Annotated in this window: 16 protein-coding genes and 1 tRNA gene; 8 read left to right on the top strand and 9 right to left on the bottom strand. The window is 70.0% G+C overall.

Features of this window, described 5'->3' with window-relative positions; all coding sequences use genetic code 11:
• Positions 1 to 183 precede the first annotated feature (183 nt).
• On the top strand, positions 184 to 1,257 hold the full coding sequence (locus ACR81A_RS13590) for an FUSC family protein (protein ID WP_337248860.1): 1,074 nt from the start codon (positions 184 to 186) through the stop codon (positions 1,255 to 1,257).
• Here the strand turns inward: ACR81A_RS13590 and ACR81A_RS13585 are convergent.
• Entirely contained in the window at positions 1,254 to 2,492 is a 1,239-nt protein-coding gene (locus tag ACR81A_RS13585) for an MFS transporter (protein WP_440312102.1), read from the bottom strand. The two genes, ACR81A_RS13590 and ACR81A_RS13585, sit on opposite strands and share 4 nt — an antisense overlap.
• Before the next feature lie 102 nt (positions 2,493 to 2,594).
• Positions 2,595 to 3,425, bottom strand: coding sequence for an aldo/keto reductase (locus ACR81A_RS13580; RefSeq protein ID WP_202380622.1), 831 nt, complete (start codon positions 3,423 to 3,425; stop codon positions 2,595 to 2,597).
• A gap of 57 nt (positions 3,426 to 3,482) precedes the next feature.
• Between ACR81A_RS13580 and ACR81A_RS13575 the strand changes: the two genes are divergently transcribed.
• From ACR81A_RS13575 to ACR81A_RS13565, 3 genes are all read left to right on the top strand, one after another.
• Positions 3,483 to 4,076 carry an HPP family protein gene (locus ACR81A_RS13575; RefSeq protein ID WP_440312101.1) on the top strand — a complete coding sequence of 198 codons (594 nt, stop codon included), beginning with the start codon at positions 3,483 to 3,485 and terminating at the stop codon, positions 4,074 to 4,076.
• Positions 4,077 to 4,236: 160 nt separating this feature from the next.
• Complete coding sequence (locus ACR81A_RS13570) at positions 4,237 to 6,405, top strand: ATP-dependent Clp protease ATP-binding subunit (RefSeq protein ID WP_202380624.1); 2,169 nt, start codon at positions 4,237 to 4,239, stop codon at positions 6,403 to 6,405.
• Between the two features lie 124 nt (positions 6,406 to 6,529).
• Positions 6,530 to 7,489, top strand: coding sequence for an aldo/keto reductase (locus ACR81A_RS13565; RefSeq protein WP_440312100.1), 960 nt, complete (start codon positions 6,530 to 6,532; stop codon positions 7,487 to 7,489).
• Here ACR81A_RS13565 and ACR81A_RS13560 read toward each other — a convergent pair.
• A complete protein-coding gene (locus ACR81A_RS13560; protein ID WP_440312099.1) occupies positions 7,486 to 8,724 on the bottom strand; it encodes a glycerate kinase in 1,239 nt (412 codons plus the stop codon). The two genes, ACR81A_RS13565 and ACR81A_RS13560, sit on opposite strands and share 4 nt — an antisense overlap.
• Before the next feature lie 69 nt (positions 8,725 to 8,793).
• On the opposite strand from ACR81A_RS13560, the gene ACR81A_RS13555 reads away from it, so the two are divergent.
• Complete coding sequence (locus ACR81A_RS13555) at positions 8,794 to 9,504, top strand: TrmH family RNA methyltransferase (protein WP_440313157.1); 711 nt, start codon at positions 8,794 to 8,796, stop codon at positions 9,502 to 9,504.
• On the opposite strand, the gene ACR81A_RS13550 is transcribed toward ACR81A_RS13555, so the two are convergent.
• The 5 genes from ACR81A_RS13550 to ACR81A_RS13530 all read right to left on the bottom strand — a co-directional run bounded on the left by ACR81A_RS13550 (position 9,501) and on the right by ACR81A_RS13530 (position 14,516).
• Complete coding sequence (locus ACR81A_RS13550) at positions 9,501 to 10,328, bottom strand: ABC transporter permease (RefSeq protein ID WP_202380628.1); 828 nt, start codon at positions 10,326 to 10,328, stop codon at positions 9,501 to 9,503. The two genes, ACR81A_RS13555 and ACR81A_RS13550, sit on opposite strands and share 4 nt — an antisense overlap.
• A complete protein-coding gene (locus ACR81A_RS13545; protein WP_202380629.1) occupies positions 10,325 to 11,248 on the bottom strand; it encodes an ABC transporter ATP-binding protein in 924 nt (307 codons plus the stop codon). The genes ACR81A_RS13550 and ACR81A_RS13545 overlap by 4 nt, the downstream gene beginning before the upstream one ends.
• 90 nt (positions 11,249 to 11,338) lie before the next feature.
• Entirely contained in the window at positions 11,339 to 12,520 is a 1,182-nt protein-coding gene (gene solA, locus ACR81A_RS13540; RefSeq protein WP_440312098.1) for an N-methyl-L-tryptophan oxidase, read from the bottom strand.
• A 42-nt stretch (positions 12,521 to 12,562) separates the two neighbouring features.
• Positions 12,563 to 13,717 carry a tyramine oxidase subunit B gene (locus tag ACR81A_RS13535; RefSeq protein ID WP_440312097.1) on the bottom strand — a complete coding sequence of 385 codons (1,155 nt, stop codon included), beginning with the start codon at positions 13,715 to 13,717 and terminating at the stop codon, positions 12,563 to 12,565.
• A 262-nt stretch (positions 13,718 to 13,979) separates the two neighbouring features.
• The gene (locus tag ACR81A_RS13530; RefSeq protein WP_202380632.1) at positions 13,980 to 14,516 is read right to left on the bottom strand and encodes a TetR/AcrR family transcriptional regulator; all 537 of its coding nucleotides are present in this window, start codon (positions 14,514 to 14,516) and stop codon (positions 13,980 to 13,982) included.
• Between the two features lie 123 nt (positions 14,517 to 14,639).
• On the opposite strand from ACR81A_RS13530, the gene ACR81A_RS13525 reads away from it, so the two are divergent.
• Genes ACR81A_RS13525 through ACR81A_RS13515 form a run of 3 tightly spaced genes read left to right on the top strand, consistent with a single transcriptional unit; the run spans position 14,640 to position 17,286 of the window.
• A complete protein-coding gene (locus tag ACR81A_RS13525) occupies positions 14,640 to 16,208 on the top strand; it encodes an Ada metal-binding domain-containing protein (RefSeq protein WP_202380633.1) in 1,569 nt (522 codons plus the stop codon).
• Entirely contained in the window at positions 16,205 to 16,798 is a 594-nt protein-coding gene (locus tag ACR81A_RS13520) for a methylated-DNA--[protein]-cysteine S-methyltransferase (RefSeq protein WP_202380634.1), read from the top strand. The genes ACR81A_RS13525 and ACR81A_RS13520 overlap by 4 nt, the downstream gene beginning before the upstream one ends.
• 32 nt (positions 16,799 to 16,830) lie before the next feature.
• Positions 16,831 to 17,286: a DUF3817 domain-containing protein gene (locus ACR81A_RS13515; RefSeq protein ID WP_202380635.1), complete on the top strand. Its 456-nt coding sequence runs from the start codon at positions 16,831 to 16,833 to the stop codon at positions 17,284 to 17,286.
• A 48-nt stretch (positions 17,287 to 17,334) separates the two neighbouring features.
• On the opposite strand, the gene ACR81A_RS13510 is transcribed toward ACR81A_RS13515, so the two are convergent.
• Positions 17,335 to 17,408, bottom strand: a tRNA-Gly gene (locus tag ACR81A_RS13510).
• Between the last annotated feature and the right edge of the window lie 13 nt (positions 17,409 to 17,421).

The raw sequence follows: 17,421 nt of genomic DNA, 5'->3' as shown, positions 1-17,421 counted from the left end.
TCCCTGGCCCCACCCCGTCCCCTCGCCCCCCCCCCGCGGATCGGGGTCACTTGGGCAGGGTGTCGGAGGCCTGCCCGGCGCGACACCCTGCCCAAGTGACCCCGAATCGGGGCGGGCGAGGGCGGCCGCGGCATATAGCCTCGATGGGGGCGTGTTTGCGCCCCACGGGAGTGAAGGTGGCGCGTGCACACGGTTCGGAGAGCACTACGAGCGGCAGGGGCCGCGATCCGAAGCCTCTTCGCGCTACCCCCGAACCCGGGGCCGCGGCACTGGATCGCGCTGCGCGCGGCCGCCTCGATGGGGGTGCCGCTTGCGACCCTCACCGCGCTCGGGCGACCCGACCTCGGACTGCAGGCCGGCACTGGCGCCTTCCTCGCCCTCTTCTACGCGGGACTCGGCGCGGCCGAGCGCGCACGCGTGCTCCCCGTGGTGGGCGCCGTGCTGCTGTCCTGCGCCGCGCTCGGCACCTGGCTCGCCCCGTCGCACCTGCTCACCGCTGTGGGCCTCGTCGTCGTCTCGATCGCGGTGAGCGCGTTCGCGTTCGGATGCCGGGTGGGCCCGCCCGGTCCCGTCTTCTTCGTGCTCATGTTCGGCCTCGCCGGCACCATCACGGGCGTGCACGACGGCGTACGGGTGACGGAGCCTGCGGTGTTCCTGAGCGCGCTCGCCGCCGGGCTGCTCTTCTCGTACCTGCTTGCCCTCCTGCCGCTCCTGCGGCGCACGGAACGCGCGAAGCCCGCTCGCCCCTTCCGTGAGCTGCTGCCCCGCCTCTGGCTCGGCGCGGGTGAGCAGCAACTCGTGGTGCGCATCGCTCTCGTCGCGGCACTCGGCGCGCTCATCAGCGTGCTCTGGCTCGATCCGCAGCGCGCGTACTGGACGGTCTCAACCGGGATCGCGGTGGTGGGGCTCAGTGCCGTGCGCAGCCACTCCCTCGGACGTGGGGTGCACCGCACCGCGGGCACACTGCTCGGCGCTGCGCTGTTCCTCGTGATTGCCCCGCTCGGCGAACACACGTGGATCTTCGTCGCGCTCCTCACCGCCCTGCAGTTTCTCATCGAGCTCGTGGTCGTGCGCAACTACGCGTTTGCGCTCGTATTCATCACGCCGCTTGTGCTGCTGATCACCTCGGCGGCCGCCGGTGGCGCCGACCCGTTTGCCACCGCGGGGGAGCGGGTGCTCGACACTGCCGTCGGTTCGGCCCTCGCGATCCTTTCCGCCGTGGTGCACCGCCCGCCGCGACAGGCGCAGCCGAACTAGGGGCGCGCCTCGAACACCATGCGGCCGCGGCCGAGCAAAATCCCCGCAACGAGCTGCACCGCCCCCACCGCGAGCACCAACCAGAGCGGCAGGATCCACCCCCCGCTGGACGCGGCGAGCCAGCCGAAGAGCGCGGGTCCCGCCGCGGCGATGAGATAGCCGATCGATTGGGCCATGCCCGACAGCGCGCTCGCGGCCTCCGAGCTCTGCGCGCGGATGGCCATGTAGAGCATGGACAGGCTGAGCGACGCACCCGACGCGAACCCGCCGAGCAATACCCAGTGCAGGCCGGGGCCGGGGATCAGCACCACGCACGCGAAGGTTCCCGCGATCAAGATTGGGATCACGGCCGGCAGCCAGCGCTCCTGTGTGCCGCGGAACATGAGCGGCAGGCAGAGGGAGCCGAGGATGCTGACGAGCTGGTAGAACATCACGTCGAGGCCCGCATCGACCGCCGAGCTGCCCTGCGACACCTGGATCGGCGCGAGCCACGTGGCGATCATGTAGAACAGCATCGCCTGCGAACCCTGGTACACGGCGACTGTCCAAGCGACCGGGTCGCGCCAGATTCGGCGCCCCACGCGGTCGGTCCTGGTGCCCCGCATGCTCGATGTGAGCGGGAGCGCTTCGTATCGCTGCGGTGCTGGTTCACCGCGGGTGGCCGAGAGCCAGGCGACGAGCGCGACGGGAATGAGTGCGCCGCTCGTGAGGAGCGCGATGCGCCACCCCAGCTCGCCCGTGCTGGTTTCGACGTGGGAGATGGGAACGACGAGGCCGGCCGCAAGCGCGCCAATGCCGCCGAGCAGCGCCGTGTAGATGCCCATCACCGTGGGCACGCGGGCACTGAAGTCGCGCCTGATCACGACAGGGAGGAGCACGTTGCCGATGGCGAGCGCCGCACCGATGAGGGCGGTGCCGAACCAGAGGTTGAGCTCGCTGCCGGGAAGCGAGCGCCACACGGTGCCCGCGGTGAGTGCCACGAGCGACCAGCTGATGGTGCGCGAGAGCCCGAACCTAAGGCTGAGCCCGTGCGCGAGTGGGGAGACGAGTGACCACGCGATGAGTGGCACGGAGGCCAACCCGCCGAGCGCCGCCGGGGCCACCCCGCGGTCTGCCGCGATCTGCTCGAGGAGCGGGCCGACGCCCGTGATGGTCATCCGCATATTCGCCGCGAGCAGGCATACCGCAACGAAGAGAAGGCCCCAGTTGCGGGGCCGAGCAGCGGCGTCGGTCACGAATGGACCCTATCGGACTTCGGGCCCCTCCTCGCGCGGCTGAGTGTCCGGGGCGCCCGCAGTGCCCCCGCTCCGACGCCGGGCGGGGACCCTGCGCTGCGGCTAGTGGCCGAACTCGTCGGCGTCGTGGTGCAGCGGGGCGCCGGTATCGAGTGCCGTGATTGCGGCCATTTCGCTCGGGGTAAGGGCGAAATCGAAGATGTCGAGGTTTTCCCGTTGCCGCGCGGGGTTCGCCGACTTCGGTGCGGCCGCATTGCCCTGCTGCACGTGCCAGCGAAGCGTGATCTGCGCCGGGGTTTTCCCGTGGGCGGCCGCCGCGTCGGCAATCGCCGGGGCGCTGAGGAACGCGCCGCCGCGGCCGAGCGGCGTGTACGCGGTGGTCACGATGCCGTGCGCGCGATTCGCCTCCTGCAGCTCGGGCTGCGTGTGCTCGGGATCGAGCTGAATCTGGTTCACCTCGGGCACGATGCCCGCGTCGATCACCCGCGCGAGGTGCGTCGGCTTGAAATTCGACACCCCGAGCGCGCGGATCAGCCCTTCCTGGCGGAGCTCGGCAAGTCCGCGCACGGCCTCGATGTAGCGATCCTGGTCCGGGTTGGGCCAGTGCACGAGAAAGAGATCGATGGTGTCCACGCCGAGCCGCTGGCAGCTCGCCTCGAACGCCGCGCGTACGCCGTCGACACTGTGCCAGGCGCGATTGAACTTCGTGGTGATGAACACCTCGTCGCGCGGCAGACCCGAGCGACGGATCCCCTCGGCGACCCCGCGCTCGTTGCCGTAGTTCTCTGCCGTGTCGATGTGACGGTACCCGGCGGCGAGGGCGGACTCGACGGCATTGGCGGTCTCCGCGTCATTCATCGGCCAGGTGCCCAACGCGAGGGCGGGCATCGCGGCCCCGCCGGAGAGCTGGATCGTGGGTGCAAGCGTGACCATGGGACTCCTTCTCATCGGTACCTCCACCCTACGAGGCGCCGCCGACACATTGGGTGAATGGTCGCCTCGGTAAAATACGCGAGTGCCGCAGCGTCGGTGTGTGAGCGTGAAGGAGTGGGTCGAGTGCGTGGTCTGTGGCGTTCGGGGCAGCCGCGGCTGCCGTGGCGACGGCTGGTGCTTGCGGTACTGGGGGTGGCGCTTGTGGTCGCCCTCCTCGGGCTGCTCGGGGGAGCGGTCGATTTGACGCTGCTCTTCCTCGGCTTCGCGCCGAGTTGTCTGCTCGTGTATCTGCTCCCCGAGGCCCCCGTGTCGCAGCCGAGCGCGGTGGTGGGCGGGCACTTCGTCTCGGCCCTGGTTGGCGTGGGCGCTGCGGCGCTCCTTCCGCTGAGCTGGTGGAGTGCGGCGCTCGCCGCAGGGGTGGCCACCGCGGCGATGGCGCTCCTGCGCATCATCCACCCACCCGCGGTCGCGACGGCGGTGGTGGCGCTCGCCTCTGGCGCGGGCTGGATGTTCCTGCTGCTTCCCGCGCTCGCCGCCCCCGTGCTCATCGTCGCGGTGGCGCTCGTGTACCACCGCTTCACCGGGGTGCAGTACCCCGCGCCCGGCTTGATGGGCGGCGGCCGCGTGGAGCGGCACCCGCGGGACGAGTAGCGTCCGAGGGGCGAGAGTTCATCGCAAATTCAGCAGTTTCTCTGGCGGGATCGGTTCCTTTCGGTTAAACTTGAGTCAACAACACTCAAGTTTGCGGCGAAGGTCCGGCGCAGCCGCCCGGACGCATCGCTGCGCGGCACTGCGAACGGAAGGGACTCACATGCAGGCAAACTGGCAGCCCGCCCAGGGCGAGGGCGAACAGTCCGCCCTCGAGCAGTTCGGCGTCAATCTCACCGAGGTCGCCCGCTCGGGCAAGCTCGACCCGGTGATCGGGCGTGACTCCGAGATTCGTCGGGTGAGCCAGGTGCTCACCCGACGCACCAAGAACAACCCCGTCCTCATCGGCGAGCCCGGTGTCGGCAAGACCGCCGTGGTGGAGGGCCTCGCCCAGCGCATCGTCGCGGGCGACGTCGCCGAGTCGCTGAAGGACAAGGAACTCATCTCCCTGGACATCTCCGCGCTCATCGCGGGCGCGAAGTACCGGGGAGAGTTCGAGGAGCGCATGAAGGCGGTGCTCGCCGAAATCAAGGAGTCGGACGGCAAGTTCATCACCTTCATCGACGAGTTGCACACGCTCATGGGCGCGGGCGGTGGCGAAAGCTCCGTTGCGGCTTCGCAGATGCTGAAGCCTATGCTGGCGCGCGGAGAGCTGCGCCTCATCGGTGCAACCACGCTCGACGAGTACCGCGAGTACATCGAGAAGGATGCTGCGCTCGAGCGGCGCTTCCAGCAGGTCTATGTGGGCGAGCCGTCCGTGGAGGACACGGTGGCGATCCTGCGCGGATTGAAGGAGCGCTACGAGGCGCACCACAAGGTGACGATTGCCGACTCGGCCCTCGTCGCCGCGGCCGCGCTGTCGAACCGCTACATCACTGCGCGCCAGCTGCCGGACAAGGCGATCGACCTGATCGACGAGGCCGCGAGCCGGCTGCGCATGGAGATCGATTCCGCGCCGATGGAGATCGACGAGCTGCGCCGTGCGGTCGACCGCCTGAAGCTCGAGGAGCTCGCCCTGAAGAAGGAGAAGGACGACGCGTCGAAGGAGCGTCTCGCGAAGCTTCGCGACGACCTTGGTGAGAAGCAGGCGGAGCTCGACGTGCTCGAGGCGCGCTGGGAGCGCGAGCGCGCAAGCCTGAACCGCGTGGGTGAGCTGCGCGAGAAGCTCGACCAGCTGCGCATGGCCGCCGAGGTGGCGCAGCGCGAGGGCCAGCTCGAGAAGGCGTCGAAGCTGCTCTACGGGGAGATCCCGGTGATCCAGAAGCAGCTCACCGAAGCCGAGAATGCCGAGGCCGCCGACGAGGTGAGCGGTGAGCCGCGCATGGTCAACGAGCAGGTGACCGACGAGGACATCGCGGGCGTGGTTGCCGCGTGGACTGGGATTCCGGTGGGTCGACTCCTGCAGGGCGAGACCGAGAAACTGCTCGCGCTCGAGAGTGAACTCGGCAAGCGGCTCATCGGACAGAGCGACGCGGTTGGCGCGGTCGCGGATGCCGTGCGGCGCACGCGCGCTGGCATCGCGGACCCGAACCGGCCGACGGGCTCGTTCCTGTTCCTTGGCCCGACGGGTGTCGGCAAGACGGAGCTCGCGAAGGCGCTCGCCGAGTTCCTCTTTGACGACGAGCACGCGATGGTGCGCATCGACATGAGCGAGTACGGCGAGAAGCACTCGGTCTCGCGCCTCGTCGGTGCGCCTCCCGGGTACGTCGGCTACGAGCAGGGCGGGCAGCTCACCGAAGCGGTGCGGCGTCGGCCGTACTCCGTCGTGCTGCTCGACGAGGTCGAGAAGGCGCACCCCGAGGTGTTCGATGTGCTGCTCCAGGTGCTCGACGATGGGCGGCTCACCGACGGGCAGGGCCGTACGGTCGACTTCCGCAACGTGATCCTCATCCTCACCTCGAACCTGGGCAGCCAGTACTTGGTCGATCAGGATCTCGCGTGGCCCGAGAAGGAGGCCGCCGTGCGCGAGACGGTGCGGCGGGCCTTCAAGCCTGAGTTCATCAACCGACTCGATGAGATGGTCATCTTCCACCCGCTCTCCGAGGAGAACCTGGCACAGATCGTCGAGTTGGCAATCGACCGGATGCAGGCGCGGCTCTCGGATCGCCGCCTCACCCTCGCGGTGACCCCCGAGGCGCGCGGCTGGCTCGCCTCGCGCGGCTACGACCCGAGCTACGGTGCGCGCCCGCTGCGCCGCCTCATGCAGAAAGAGATCGACGACCGTCTGGCCCGTGCGATCCTCTCCGGCGAGGTGCGCGACGGCTCAGCCGTGCGAGTGGACGTCGCCCCCGACGGGGGCTCGCTCGCTCTCGCCGTGATGCCGGAGCACTAGGCGCGAGGCTGCGGCCCGGCCGTTCCCCGAACACGAAGTTCCAGGAATGGCCGGGCCGCGGCGTGCGTTGGCCCCAGTGGGGCGCCGACTGGTCGGCCCCACCGCATTCACCGAAGGAGTCGACATGGCAGAGACCACCCGCACGCGCATTGGTACGTCCGAGCTCGAGATTGCCCCGCTTGCGCTTGGCGGCAACGTTTTCGGCTGGACCGCTGACCGAGACGCCTCCTTCGATGTGCTCGACGGCTTCCTCGCGGGCGGCGGGAACTTCGTTGATACGGCCGACGGATACTCGCACTGGGCGCCCGGCCACGGCGGCGGCGAGTCGGAGACGATCCTTGGTGAGTGGTTCGCCGCGCGCGGTACTCGCGACCGCGTGGTGCTCGCCACCAAGGTGTCGACCCACCCGCAGTTCTCCGGCCTCGCGGGTGACAACGTGCGCGCTGCCGCCGACGCGTCGCTCGCACGCCTCGGCACTGACTACATCGACCTTTACTACGCACACTTCGACGATGCCGAAACGCCGCTCGAGGAGACGGTCGCCGCATTCTCCGGGCTCGTCGACGCAGGCAAGATCCGCGCGATCGGCATCTCGAACTACACCGCAGAGCGCGCGGCCGAGTGGTTCCGCATTGCTCGGGCGGGCGGGTACCACCTGCCCGTCGCGCTGCAGCCGCACTACAACCTGGTGGAGCGTGCCTTCGAGACCAACGGGTTGCGTGCCGTGGCCGAGGCCGAGGGCCTGGGTGTGTTCCCGTACTTCTCGCTGGCGAGCGGCTTCCTCGCGGGGAAATACCGTGACGCGGGCGACGCGGAGACGCCCGGTGCGAGCGACCGCGCCTCTGCAGCGATTGCCTACCTGAACGATCGCGGCCGGGCCGTGCTCGGCGCGCTCGACACCGTTGCCGCGGCGCACGCGGCCGAGCTCTCCACGATCGCGCTCGCGTGGCTGCGCCAGCAGCCCACGGTTGCCGCTCCGATCGCGAGCGCGCGCACCCGCGACCAGCTCACGGCGCTGCTTGCGTCGCTGACCACGGAGCTCACGCCCGCCGAGCTTGAGCAGCTCGCGGTGGCGTCGGCCTAGGCTTCTCGCGCGGGATCGCCGGCACCGAGCGGCCCGGCCGGGAACGCGAGCGCGCACGCGTGGGCCGCGGTCTCTGCAAGTAGCGCGCTCGCGTCTCGCTGGAGCTCGCTCAGCGTCGCCGGGCCGGGTGCGAGCGACAGCGCTGCGGTGATCCCGGCAGCGCGGCACTCCGCCGCGCTGAGCGCGACGGACCCCGCAATGACCACCACGCGGGGCGGCCGCTCCGAGCCAGCGCTCGCGCACCCGGCAAGCACGCGGGACACGACCTTGCCGGCGAGCGATTGCGCGTCGAGCCTGCCCTCGCCCGTGAGCACGAGGTCGGCCTCGCGGAGCGCCGCATCGAGGCCGACCGCGGCGGCAACCAGTTCAGCTCCGGGCATGAGCTCCGCACCCCACAGCGCGACCGGCCCCAGAGCGAGTCCGCCCGCGGCACCGAGGCCGGGGAGCGTCGTGAGTGCTGTGCGTGCGTGCTGCGCCGCGCTGCGCGTGGCGGCGGGAGAAGTCTCCCCTGCCTCGGCGAGGAGTTCGGCGAACCGTGCGAGTCCCGCGTCGATCACGGCCACCTCCGCGGGGCTCGCTCCCTTTTGCGGTCCAAACACTGACGCAGCGCCTTGCGCGCCGAGCAGCGGGTTCGTGACGTCGACAGCGATGCGCCATCGTGCCTCCCGCGCGGCGGGCAGCAGACCCGACAGATCGATGCGCGCGAGCTCGCTGAGGCCTCTGGCGCCTCCCGCGATGGGCGCCCCATCGGCGCGGAGCAGCCGCACCCCGAGTGCGCGCAGCATGCCTGCGCCACCGTCGCTCGTTGCCGAGCCGCCGATGCACACGAGCAGCTCGCGCGCGCCCGCGTCGAGTGCGGCGCGAAGGAGCGCCCCGACGCCCGCCGAGTCGGCATCGAGCGCGCGCAGTGGCTCATCGGCGACGTGAGGGAGTCCGTTCGCCTCGGCGGCCTCGACGACCGCCCGCGTTCCGTCGGCGCTCAGTGCAATCCGTCCGTCGCGGGGCCGATCCAGCGCGTCGCTCGTGGGCACCGCCACGATCTCACCGCCCCACGCCTCGGCGAGGACCTCGAGGGTGCCCTCGCCGCCATCGGCCAGCGGCAGCTCGTGAATCTGCACGCCGGGGCCGAGCGCTGCGCGGGCGCCCTGAGCGAGTGCGCGAGCTGCGGTCGACGCCGAGCAGCTCCCCTTCAGGGAGTCGGGTGCGATCACCACGCGGAGAGGAGCTGCTGTCATGCGCTCAGCATACGGCGAGCGATGGTGCCACCGTCGCGCTCCGCCTGGGAGAATGGGTGGGTGAACCATATCGCCGACCCCGACCCCGAGCCCTCAGGCCCCGCAGCCTCGTCTCCGAATGCCGCTCCGCAGGCGGCGTCGGCGGCCCCGCACCCCGAGCGCACTACGGCGGGCGTTGGTCCGTGGCCCGGCGGGCCCGACGCGTGGCCGGAGGACGAGCGATACGATCCCGAACTGCTTGAGCACGGGGACACCCGCAACGTGATCGACCGCTATCGGTACTGGCGCATGGCCGCGATTGTGGCCGATCTCGACGAGCACCGGCACCCGTTCCACGTGGCGATCGAGAACTGGCAGCACGACATGAACATTGGTTCGATCGTGCGCAGCGCAAACGCGTTCGCCGCAGACACCGTGCACATCGTGGGGCGGCGACGCTGGAACAAACGGGGTGCGATGGTGACCGACCGCTACCAGCATGTCGAGCACCGCGAGGACATTGACGCGCTCGTGGCGTGGGCGCAAGCGGAAGGCGTACCGATCATCGCGATCGACAACGTGCCTGGCTGCGTGCCGATGGAGACGTTCGATTGGCCGGAGCGGTGCGTGATGCTGTTTGGGCAGGAGGGCCCCGGGCTCACCGCCGAGGCGATCGCCGCGTCCGAGGCGGTCGTGGAGATCACGCAGTACGGGTCAACGCGCTCCATTAACGCCTCGGCTGCGGCCGCGGTGGCGATGTTTAGCTGGGTGCAGCAGCACTCGCCGCTCGTGCCGCGCTAGACCACGTCCTTGCGCCAGCGCGTCACCCAGCCGAGCAGCACGGCCACCACGCCGTAGGCGAGGAGGACGGCGAGGCCAGACCAGATCCCCAGCGGGGCCGCGCTGTCCGGCGCGGTCGGGTCGATCGTCGACATACTGTTCATCACGCTGGCGCCCACGAACGCGTCGCTCGCGGCGCCCGGCAGGTACTTGGCGAGCTGAGCGCTCCAGTCCCAGAAACCGGCGGCCATGCGCAGCACCGGCTCAAGGAACTGCGTGAACACGAGGGTGATGACGATCGCGAAGGCCTGGTTGCCGACGAGCAGACCGACCCCGAAGCCGATCACGGCCCAGACGCCGATCGCCGCGATCACGCGCGCGAGGAGGGCCCACGTCTCTGAGGTGCCGAGCATGGGATCGCCGTCGGTCGCCGCGAGGATGCCGCCGCCCGCGCTCACCGCGCCGATGACGCCAGCGGCGCCGAGCAGCAGGCCGACGCCGAGCAGCACCTTGACCTTGCCCAGCAAGACGATGCCGCGGCGCGGTTCGAACGTGAACGCGAGGCCGAGGGTGCGGTGCCGCAGCTCGCCCGTCGCCATGAGCGCGCCAAAGATGAGTGGGATCACATAACCGAACGTGGCGACGCCCGAGTAGACGAGGCCGGCCGTCTCCTGCGCGGGGAGGGCGATCCCGCCCATGTCGCTGGGGATTGCGCCAAACATGAACGCGAACGCGCCGGCCATGAGTGCGGAGTAGCCGGCGAGCACAATGGCGAGGATCCACCAGAGCTTGGTGGAGCGCACCTTCCGCCACTCGGCGGAGACGCTGCGAAGAATCCGGTTCATGCGAAGCCTCCCTCGGTGCCGCCGTGCTCGGCGCTGCCGTTGATCAGGTCGAGGAAGCGCTGCTCGAGCTCCCCGGTTTCGGTGCTGAGGTGCGAGAGCGGCACGCCCGCCGCGAAAGCGATCTGCCCCACGGTCTCGGGCTCGAGCCCCGTCACGCGGAGGGCCGCGCCGTGCTGGCTGTGCACCTGTGCGCCGGCCTGCTCCAGCGCCTGCGCGAGTGTGACCTGGTCGGGTGCGGCAACTCGCACGGCGGCCTGCCCGGCGCCCCGCTGCAGCTCGTCGAGGGTACCGGCAAATGCCAGCTCGCCGCGCCGAATGACGATCACATCGTCGACGGTCTGCTGCACCTCGCTCAAGAGGTGGGAGGAGAGCACCACGGTCTTGCCCTGGCTGGCGAGGTGGCGCAGAAACACGCGAATCCAGCGGATGCCCTCGGGATCGAGGCCGTTGATCGGTTCGTCGAGCAGCAGCACATCGGGATCCCCGAGCAGCGCAGTGCCGAGCGCGAGCCGTTGACGCATGCCGAGCGAGTAGCCGCCCGTCTTGCGATCGGCCGCGTCGCTCAAACCGACGAGTGTGAGCACCTCGCCGACGCGCGCCTCCGGGAGGCCGATCGCGCGGCGTGCGATGTCGAGGTGCGCGCGCCCGGTGTGTGCGGGGTGGAAGTCGGCGGAGAGCGCGGAGCCCACCGTAAGCGCGGGGCGTTCGAGGCTGGCGTAAGGCGCGCCGCCGATCGTCGCGCTGCCGCTGTCGGGTCGGACGAGGCCGAGCGTCATGGCAAGCGTGGTGGTCTTGCCCGAGCCGTTCGGGCCCAGGAAGCCGGTGACGCGGCCCGGCTCAGCGGTGAAGCTGAGCGCATTGACCGCGCGCACCGACCCAAAGTTCTTGGTGAGTCCGTCGACCCTGACTGGCAGTCCCATGCGCCGTCCTCTCTCGATTGGTGCGGCGTTTCTATAAATAACCCTACAGGAAATAGAACTAATCGCGAGAGGATGGTGTGACTGGGGTGGCTAGTGGCCGCCGCCCGTGTAGGGGCCGGTGGCAGCGAGCCGCTCCATGTGGGCGGGCAGGGCGAACCGGGGGTCCACGCCCGCGGCGTCCGGCGAGTACCCGGCAGCCAGTTGCGCCGCCCACTCGCCGAGCTTCGGGGCGAACTTGAAGCCGTGCCCCGAGAGGCCGGTCACGGTGACAACCCGGCCGCTCGCGCTCTGGTCGACAACGGGCAGACGATCCGGCGTGTAGGCGCAGTGGTGCACGCTCTCGCGCACCGGCTCAGGGTTAATGCCCTCGAACAGTTCTGCGGCGCGCTGCCCGATCCTGATCAGCTCCTCCCTGGTGTGATGCGTCGGCACTTCGCTCACGTCGCGGAAGACCGGCCACTCGGGGTTCGTGCAGGCCTTGAACGCGTAGCCGTCGAAGCTCGGGGCACCGAAGAAGTGCACGGAGCCCGCGTCGCGCAGGAAAGCGGGGAAGCGCTCGGGAACAAAGAGGCTCGGGTCCTTCGGCATGAACCAGGTGAGCCCGAGCACCTGCAAACGCAGCAGCTCGTCGAGTTCGGGCGAGAGGCGTGCCGACCACGATCCCGAGGCGACGACGACCGTGCGGGCGAGCCAGGCGCCCTGGGTGGTGCGCACGACCACGCCGTTCGCCCGCTCCTCGATGTCGATCACGGGGGTGTTGAAGTGCAGTTCGGCGCCATTCGCCTCTGCGATGTCGAGCGCGCTCATCAGGGCGACCTCGGGGCGCAGGCCGCCACCGTGCGCGTCGAGCAGGCCGATATCGCCGTCTTGCACGCGGTGCTGCGGGAACTCGGCGCGCAACTCCTCCGTGCTGAGAAGCCGGTGTTCAAGTTCGAACTCGCGCACCGTGCCGAGCGCGGTCACGAGATCGGGGAACCCCTCGGGGGCGATGCTGAGCGCGCCCACCTCCGCGTAGATGTCGCGACCCGACTCGCGCTCGAGCTCGCGCCAGAGCTCGCGGGAGCGCTGAATCATGCGGACATAGGTGCCGCCCTCGTGCACCGCGGTGCGGAACACGCGCGATTCGCCCGCGTACGAGCCGTGCGAGTGCACGCGACCGAACTGCTCGATCCCGACCACCTTTAGGCCCTCGCGCTTGCTGAGCTGCCAGAGCGCCATCGCGCCGACCGCGCCCGCTCCGATCACAATGACGTCGGTCTGCTGCAGATCCATGTGTGCTTCCTTCGCTGGTGTGGAGAACTGATCGGGTGGCCGCTAGGCCATTGTGGGAGTGTTCCAGAGGTTGAGCTTCGTGCCAATGCCGTCGCGCACCGCGTTGCGGTAGACGTGCGTGGCCCACGCGACGTCCTCGACCGGCATGCCGCCCACCGAGTAGATGAACACCTCGTCATCGTCCGTGCGACCCGGGGTCTTGCCCTGGATGATCTCGCCGATGTCCTCGAACTGCTCCGGGGTCATGCGGCCGTCGCGCACACGGTCGACGAGGTGCATGCCCCAGATGCCCACGGTCTCGTGCGCGGGCGCGGGGAGCTCCTCCGCCCAGGCCTGGTAGATCTTGCGCGCGTCGGCGACGTGGCGGGAGCGCTCGGTGAGCGACTCGTCGAGTGCGAGGTGGGCGGAGCAGCAGATGAACGCGCCGGGCTTCACCCACTCGTCGCGCACGCGCGGGTAGTGCTCGGAGCCTGAGGGGCTCGGCACCGCGATGCTGACAATGTCGGATCCGCGCACGGCGGCCTCCATGTCTGCGACCTGCTCGATCGTGGTGATCTGCGGGAAGCGCTCGCGAGCCCAGGCGATGAACGCGTCAACGCCAGCCTGGCCGCGCCCCGAGACCTTCACGGTGGTGATGCCGGGGCGCACGGCCATGAACGACTCGAGTGAGGTGCGGTTCATGGGCCCCGGGCCGACGATGCCGACCGTGGTGGCGTCTTCGCGGGCGAGGTAGCGTGCGCCAACGCCGGGGATCGCGCCGGTGCGGTACGCGCTCAGCAGGTTTGCCGACATGATGGCGAGTGGTGCTCCGGTGTCCTTGTCCGACAGTGTGAACATGAGGATCGAGCGGGGGAGGCCGCGCTCCTTGTTGGCCACGTTCGAGCCGTACCACTTGCAGCCGGCCACCTGATAGTCGCCACCGAGGTAGGCGGGCATGGCCATGAAGCGGCGATCGGGGCCGTCGACCGGCATGCCGGGGAACTCTTCCGTCTCGGGGAAGTAGATCTGCGCGCCGTGCGAGTTGTTCTCGGTGCCGGCCATGCGGTAGTCGCCGGCGGCGAAGAGGCCGAGCATCTCCGTCATCGTGTCGACGCAGGCGGCCATATCCGTCACGCCCGCTCGAATCATGTCGGGCTCGCTCAGGTACAGGAAGTCGATCTGTGTGTCGGGGTTCGCGTCGCGTGTGGAATCGGTCACGTCGGTGTGTCTCTTTCGCTGGCTGACCCGGGCGGCCGTGCCCGGGCACGAGCACCGCCGGTGGCGCTCGTGAGTGTCGCCAGCCTAAAACTATCCATTTGGATAGTCAAGTGCGCGTCTCGCCCGCCGCTCCACCCCTCTCGCGCAATCCGGGTCACTTGGACAGGGTGTCGCGCAGGCGCGTGCAACGACACCCTGCCCAGGTGACCCCGATCCGAGGCAGTGGCGGGGCAGCGGCGGGGCAGCGGCGGGGCGGGGTAGGTCAGGCCGCCTGGGCGGACACCAGTTTGCGGATCAGCCGCAGGGCGGGCGCCACGTCCGCGGGCGCAACGAGCTGCTTGAACACGATCCCGTCGAGGGCAAACCAAATGAGCTCGGTCAGCTCCACGTCTGCAACGCCCAGCCGGGTGAGCTGCCGGCCGATCGCCTCGCGGTACGAGGAGTAGTGCAGCTCAGCCAGCGCGCGCAACTCTGGCCGGCGGCGCGACTCGAGCAGCAACTCGTACTGGAACGACTGAATCTCAGCCTCCCGGTCGGCGAGCGATTCGATCCCCGCCGCAAACTCATCGCTTGTCAGCTCAGCCTGCAGCATGTTCGACTCCCGGAGGCTCGCGTGAATCGCGTACTCCATGGCCTCGGCGATGAGCTGATCCCGCGTGCCGAAGTGGTGCCGCACGAGCCCGTGAGACACGCCAGCCTCGGCCGCGACCGCGCGATAGGTGAGCGCGCGCAGTCCGCCCGCCGCAACGACCACAACGGTGGCGCGGATGAGCGCGGATCGGCCGGAGGCGTCGTTCATACCCCTGAGCGTACGCGAGAAGCGGCCCCGCCCGGCGTTGCCCCGCGCTGCGCCAATCACGCGCCCCACTGCGATGTCCGATTTCCGCGTGCGTGTGCGCCGATCGCGCGGAACAATGGACGAGTGATTTCCCCGCAGCTTGCTCTCCCGCTCGACGCCGACGCGTGCTATCGCGCCGCTTCCGGGCGCGATGCTCGCTGGGACGGCCGAATCTACCTGGGCGTCACGAGCACTGGCATCTACTGCAGACCCTCGTGCCCCGCGCGAAAGCCGCGCCAGGAGAACTGCCGCTTCTTTCCGAGCGCTGCGGCGTGCGTCGCGGCGGGGTTCCGCGCCTGCAAGCGCTGCCGCCCCGAGGCGGTACCGGGCACTCGCGACTGGGATGCGCGGGGAGACCTCGTTGCCCGTGCCATGCGCCGCATTCGTGACGGCGCGATCGACGAGGCTGGCGTCGCGGGCCTCGCGGCCGAGCTTGCGGTGAGTGAGCGCCACCTCCGGCGCATGCTGCTCGACTCGATTGGCGCGACGCCCGTGCAGCTTGCACGCACACGCCGAGCCCACGCGGCTCGTGCGCTCATCGAGGAGACCGAACTGCCGCTCGCAGACATCGCGTTCGCCGCGGGCTTCGGCAGCGTGCGCCAGTTCGGCGACACGATGCGCGAACAGTTCGGCGTCGCACCGTCCGCTCTTCCGAGGCGCCAGGCACAGTCTTCGCGTGACACCAGCAGATCGGGATCCGCGGAGCGGCCGAGCATCGCGCTGCGTCTCCACACCCGTGCGCCGTTCGACCCCGCGGCCATGCGCGCCTTTCTCTCCGCCCACGCGATTCCCGGCCGCGACGAGATCGGCGCGGCGCCGAGCGCGGAGACCGCCCATGCGATTGACGTGCCGGGCGGCACCGCCATCGCCCGCATCGACTGGAGCGCGGTGCCGCAGTTGGCCGCGCAGCCCGACGCCAGCGCGGGCGGGCTCGTCGGCATTCCGGTGGTGCTCGAGCTCCCGGGCCTTGCCGACACACTTCCCGCGATCCAGACGGTGCGGCGCATGCTCGACCTCGACGCGGATCCCGCGCAGATTCACGCCGCGCTCGGTTCGGACACAACGCTGCGCCCGCTCATCGCCGCGCGACCCGGCCTCCGGCTGCCCGCGGCCCGCGACCCGCATGAGTTCGCGCTCGCCACGGTGCTGGGGCAGCAGGTCTCGCTCGCCGCGGCCCGCACGCTGCAGGGGCGCCTGGTCGCCCGCTTCGCCCGCGAGGATCTCCCCGAACGCGGCACCGCCCCCGGCTTCGTCGCGCGAATTGACGTCGCGCGCGTCGCGGCGCTGCCCGTCGCTGAGCTCCGCGAAGAGCTGCGCATCACGGGCGCGCGAGCGGCCACGCTCTCGGCGCTCGCCGCCGCTCTCGCCGAGGGGCTTGATCTCGGGCCCGGAGCAGATCGGGATCGCGCGCGCGCCGAGCTCGCCGCCATCCGTGGCATCGGCCCTTGGACGGTGGAGCTTGTCGCGATGCGAGCCCTCGGTGACCCCGATGCCTACCCTGCGGGGGATCTCATCCTGCGCCGAGCGCTCGGGGTGGAGAAGCCTCGCGACGCGGAGCGGTTGGCCGAACCGTGGCGCCCGTTCCGCGGCTACGCGACCCAATTCTTGTGGGCAGATTTCCTGGCCGCACAGTCCCGAAAGGACACCCCATGAGCCCCGACCGCCCACTGGCCACCGCGACGATCGATGTCGTGGGGCACCCGTTTCGTGTGATCTGGACGCCCGAGGACGGGTTCGTTCGCGCCGCGGGCTTCGCCACAGCGGAGGACCCGCTGGCGCACAGCCTGCTTGAACGCCTGGCTCGGCTCGATGCCGAGCTGGGGGCCCGCGGGCTCGCTGCGGAGGAGACGCTGGAGGGGCCGATCCCGGATGCGGTGCGCGCCTACGCGTCAGGCGAGCACGCCGCGCTTGACACGATTCCCGTGGCACAGCCCGAGACACCGTTCCGTGGCGAGGTGTGGCGCGCGCTTCGTGGCGTGGCCGCGGGCGAGGCCGTGACCTACACCGAGCTCGCGGCTCGCGCCGGGCGGCCGAGCGCGGTGCGTGCGGCGGCGTCGGGGTGCGCCACGAACCTCGTTGCGCTCATCGTGCCGTGCCACCGGATCGTGCGCACGGACGGCGGGCTCGGCGGCTACCTCTTCGGTGTGCCGGTGAAGGAGCGGCTGCTCGCGCACGAGGGCGCAGAGTTTTCCGAGAAAAAGATCATCCATTCGGATGAGAGGAATCCGCCCCAACTCTGGTGAAACCCCAGCTCCGGCCAGATACGGTAAGGATCATGTCACCCCGTTTGCTGTTTCGGATCTTCGCGTTCGCTGAACTTGTTACCTGGGCGGGGCTCATCACCGCGCTCATTCTCCGCGGAACGGGGGTCACCGAGAACCTCGTGGGTCCCGCCGGTGGCGCACACGGTTTCGTGTTCCTGTCCTACTGTGTCGTGACCGTGTTCGTCTGGGTGAATCAGCGCTGGCGCACTGGCGTCGGCGTGCTCGGCCTGGTCCTCGCGATTGTGCCGTTCGCGACCCTGCCCTTCGAGCTGTGGCTCGACAAGCGAGGGCAGCTCGATGGCGGCTGGCGGCTCGCGCCCGGCAAGGATGCGCCGAAGGGCTTCGTCGAGCACGTGCAGGCGTGGGTGCTGCGGCACCCGTTCCTGTCCATCGTGATCCTGCTCGCGGGCGTGACGGTGGCGTTCAGCGTGCTGCTGTGGCTCGGCCCGCCGATCCCGAAGGCGTAGCACCCCCGGACACGACAAAGGCCCCGCAGAATGCGGGGCCTTTTCAGTTGGAGGGACCGACGGGAATCGAACCCGCGTTCTCAGCTTGGGAAGCTGATGTCTTACCATTAGACGACGATCCCAGGATGACGCCGG

It is taken from the genome of Leucobacter chromiireducens (assembly GCF_051993095.1).
Taxonomy (GTDB): Bacteria; Actinomycetota; Actinomycetes; order Actinomycetales; family Microbacteriaceae; genus Leucobacter; species Leucobacter chromiireducens.
This window is presented reverse-complemented; position numbering and strand designations above follow the sequence as displayed.

Coding starts and splice junctions, on each gene's coding strand:
- ACR81A_RS13580 (WP_202380622.1), bottom strand. CDS start 3,425: ATGGTCACGCTTGCACCCACGATCCAGCTCTCCGGCGGGGCCGCGATG.
- ACR81A_RS13575 (WP_440312101.1), top strand. CDS start 3,483: ATGGTCGCCTCGGTAAAATACGCGAGTGCCGCAGCGTCGGTGTGTGAG.
- ACR81A_RS13570 (WP_202380624.1), top strand. CDS start 4,237: ATGCAGGCAAACTGGCAGCCCGCCCAGGGCGAGGGCGAACAGTCCGCC.
- ACR81A_RS13565 (WP_440312100.1), top strand. CDS start 6,530: ATGGCAGAGACCACCCGCACGCGCATTGGTACGTCCGAGCTCGAGATT.
- ACR81A_RS13560 (WP_440312099.1), bottom strand. CDS start 8,724: ATGACAGCAGCTCCTCTCCGCGTGGTGATCGCACCCGACTCCCTGAAG.
- ACR81A_RS13550 (WP_202380628.1), bottom strand. CDS start 10,328: ATGAACCGGATTCTTCGCAGCGTCTCCGCCGAGTGGCGGAAGGTGCGC.
- ACR81A_RS13545 (WP_202380629.1), bottom strand. CDS start 11,248: ATGGGACTGCCAGTCAGGGTCGACGGACTCACCAAGAACTTTGGGTCG.
- solA (WP_440312098.1), bottom strand. CDS start 12,520: ATGGATCTGCAGCAGACCGACGTCATTGTGATCGGAGCGGGCGCGGTC.
- ACR81A_RS13530 (WP_202380632.1), bottom strand. CDS start 14,516: ATGAACGACGCCTCCGGCCGATCCGCGCTCATCCGCGCCACCGTTGTG.
- ACR81A_RS13520 (WP_202380634.1), top strand. CDS start 16,205: ATGAGCCCCGACCGCCCACTGGCCACCGCGACGATCGATGTCGTGGGG.
- ACR81A_RS13515 (WP_202380635.1), top strand. CDS start 16,831: ATGTCACCCCGTTTGCTGTTTCGGATCTTCGCGTTCGCTGAACTTGTT.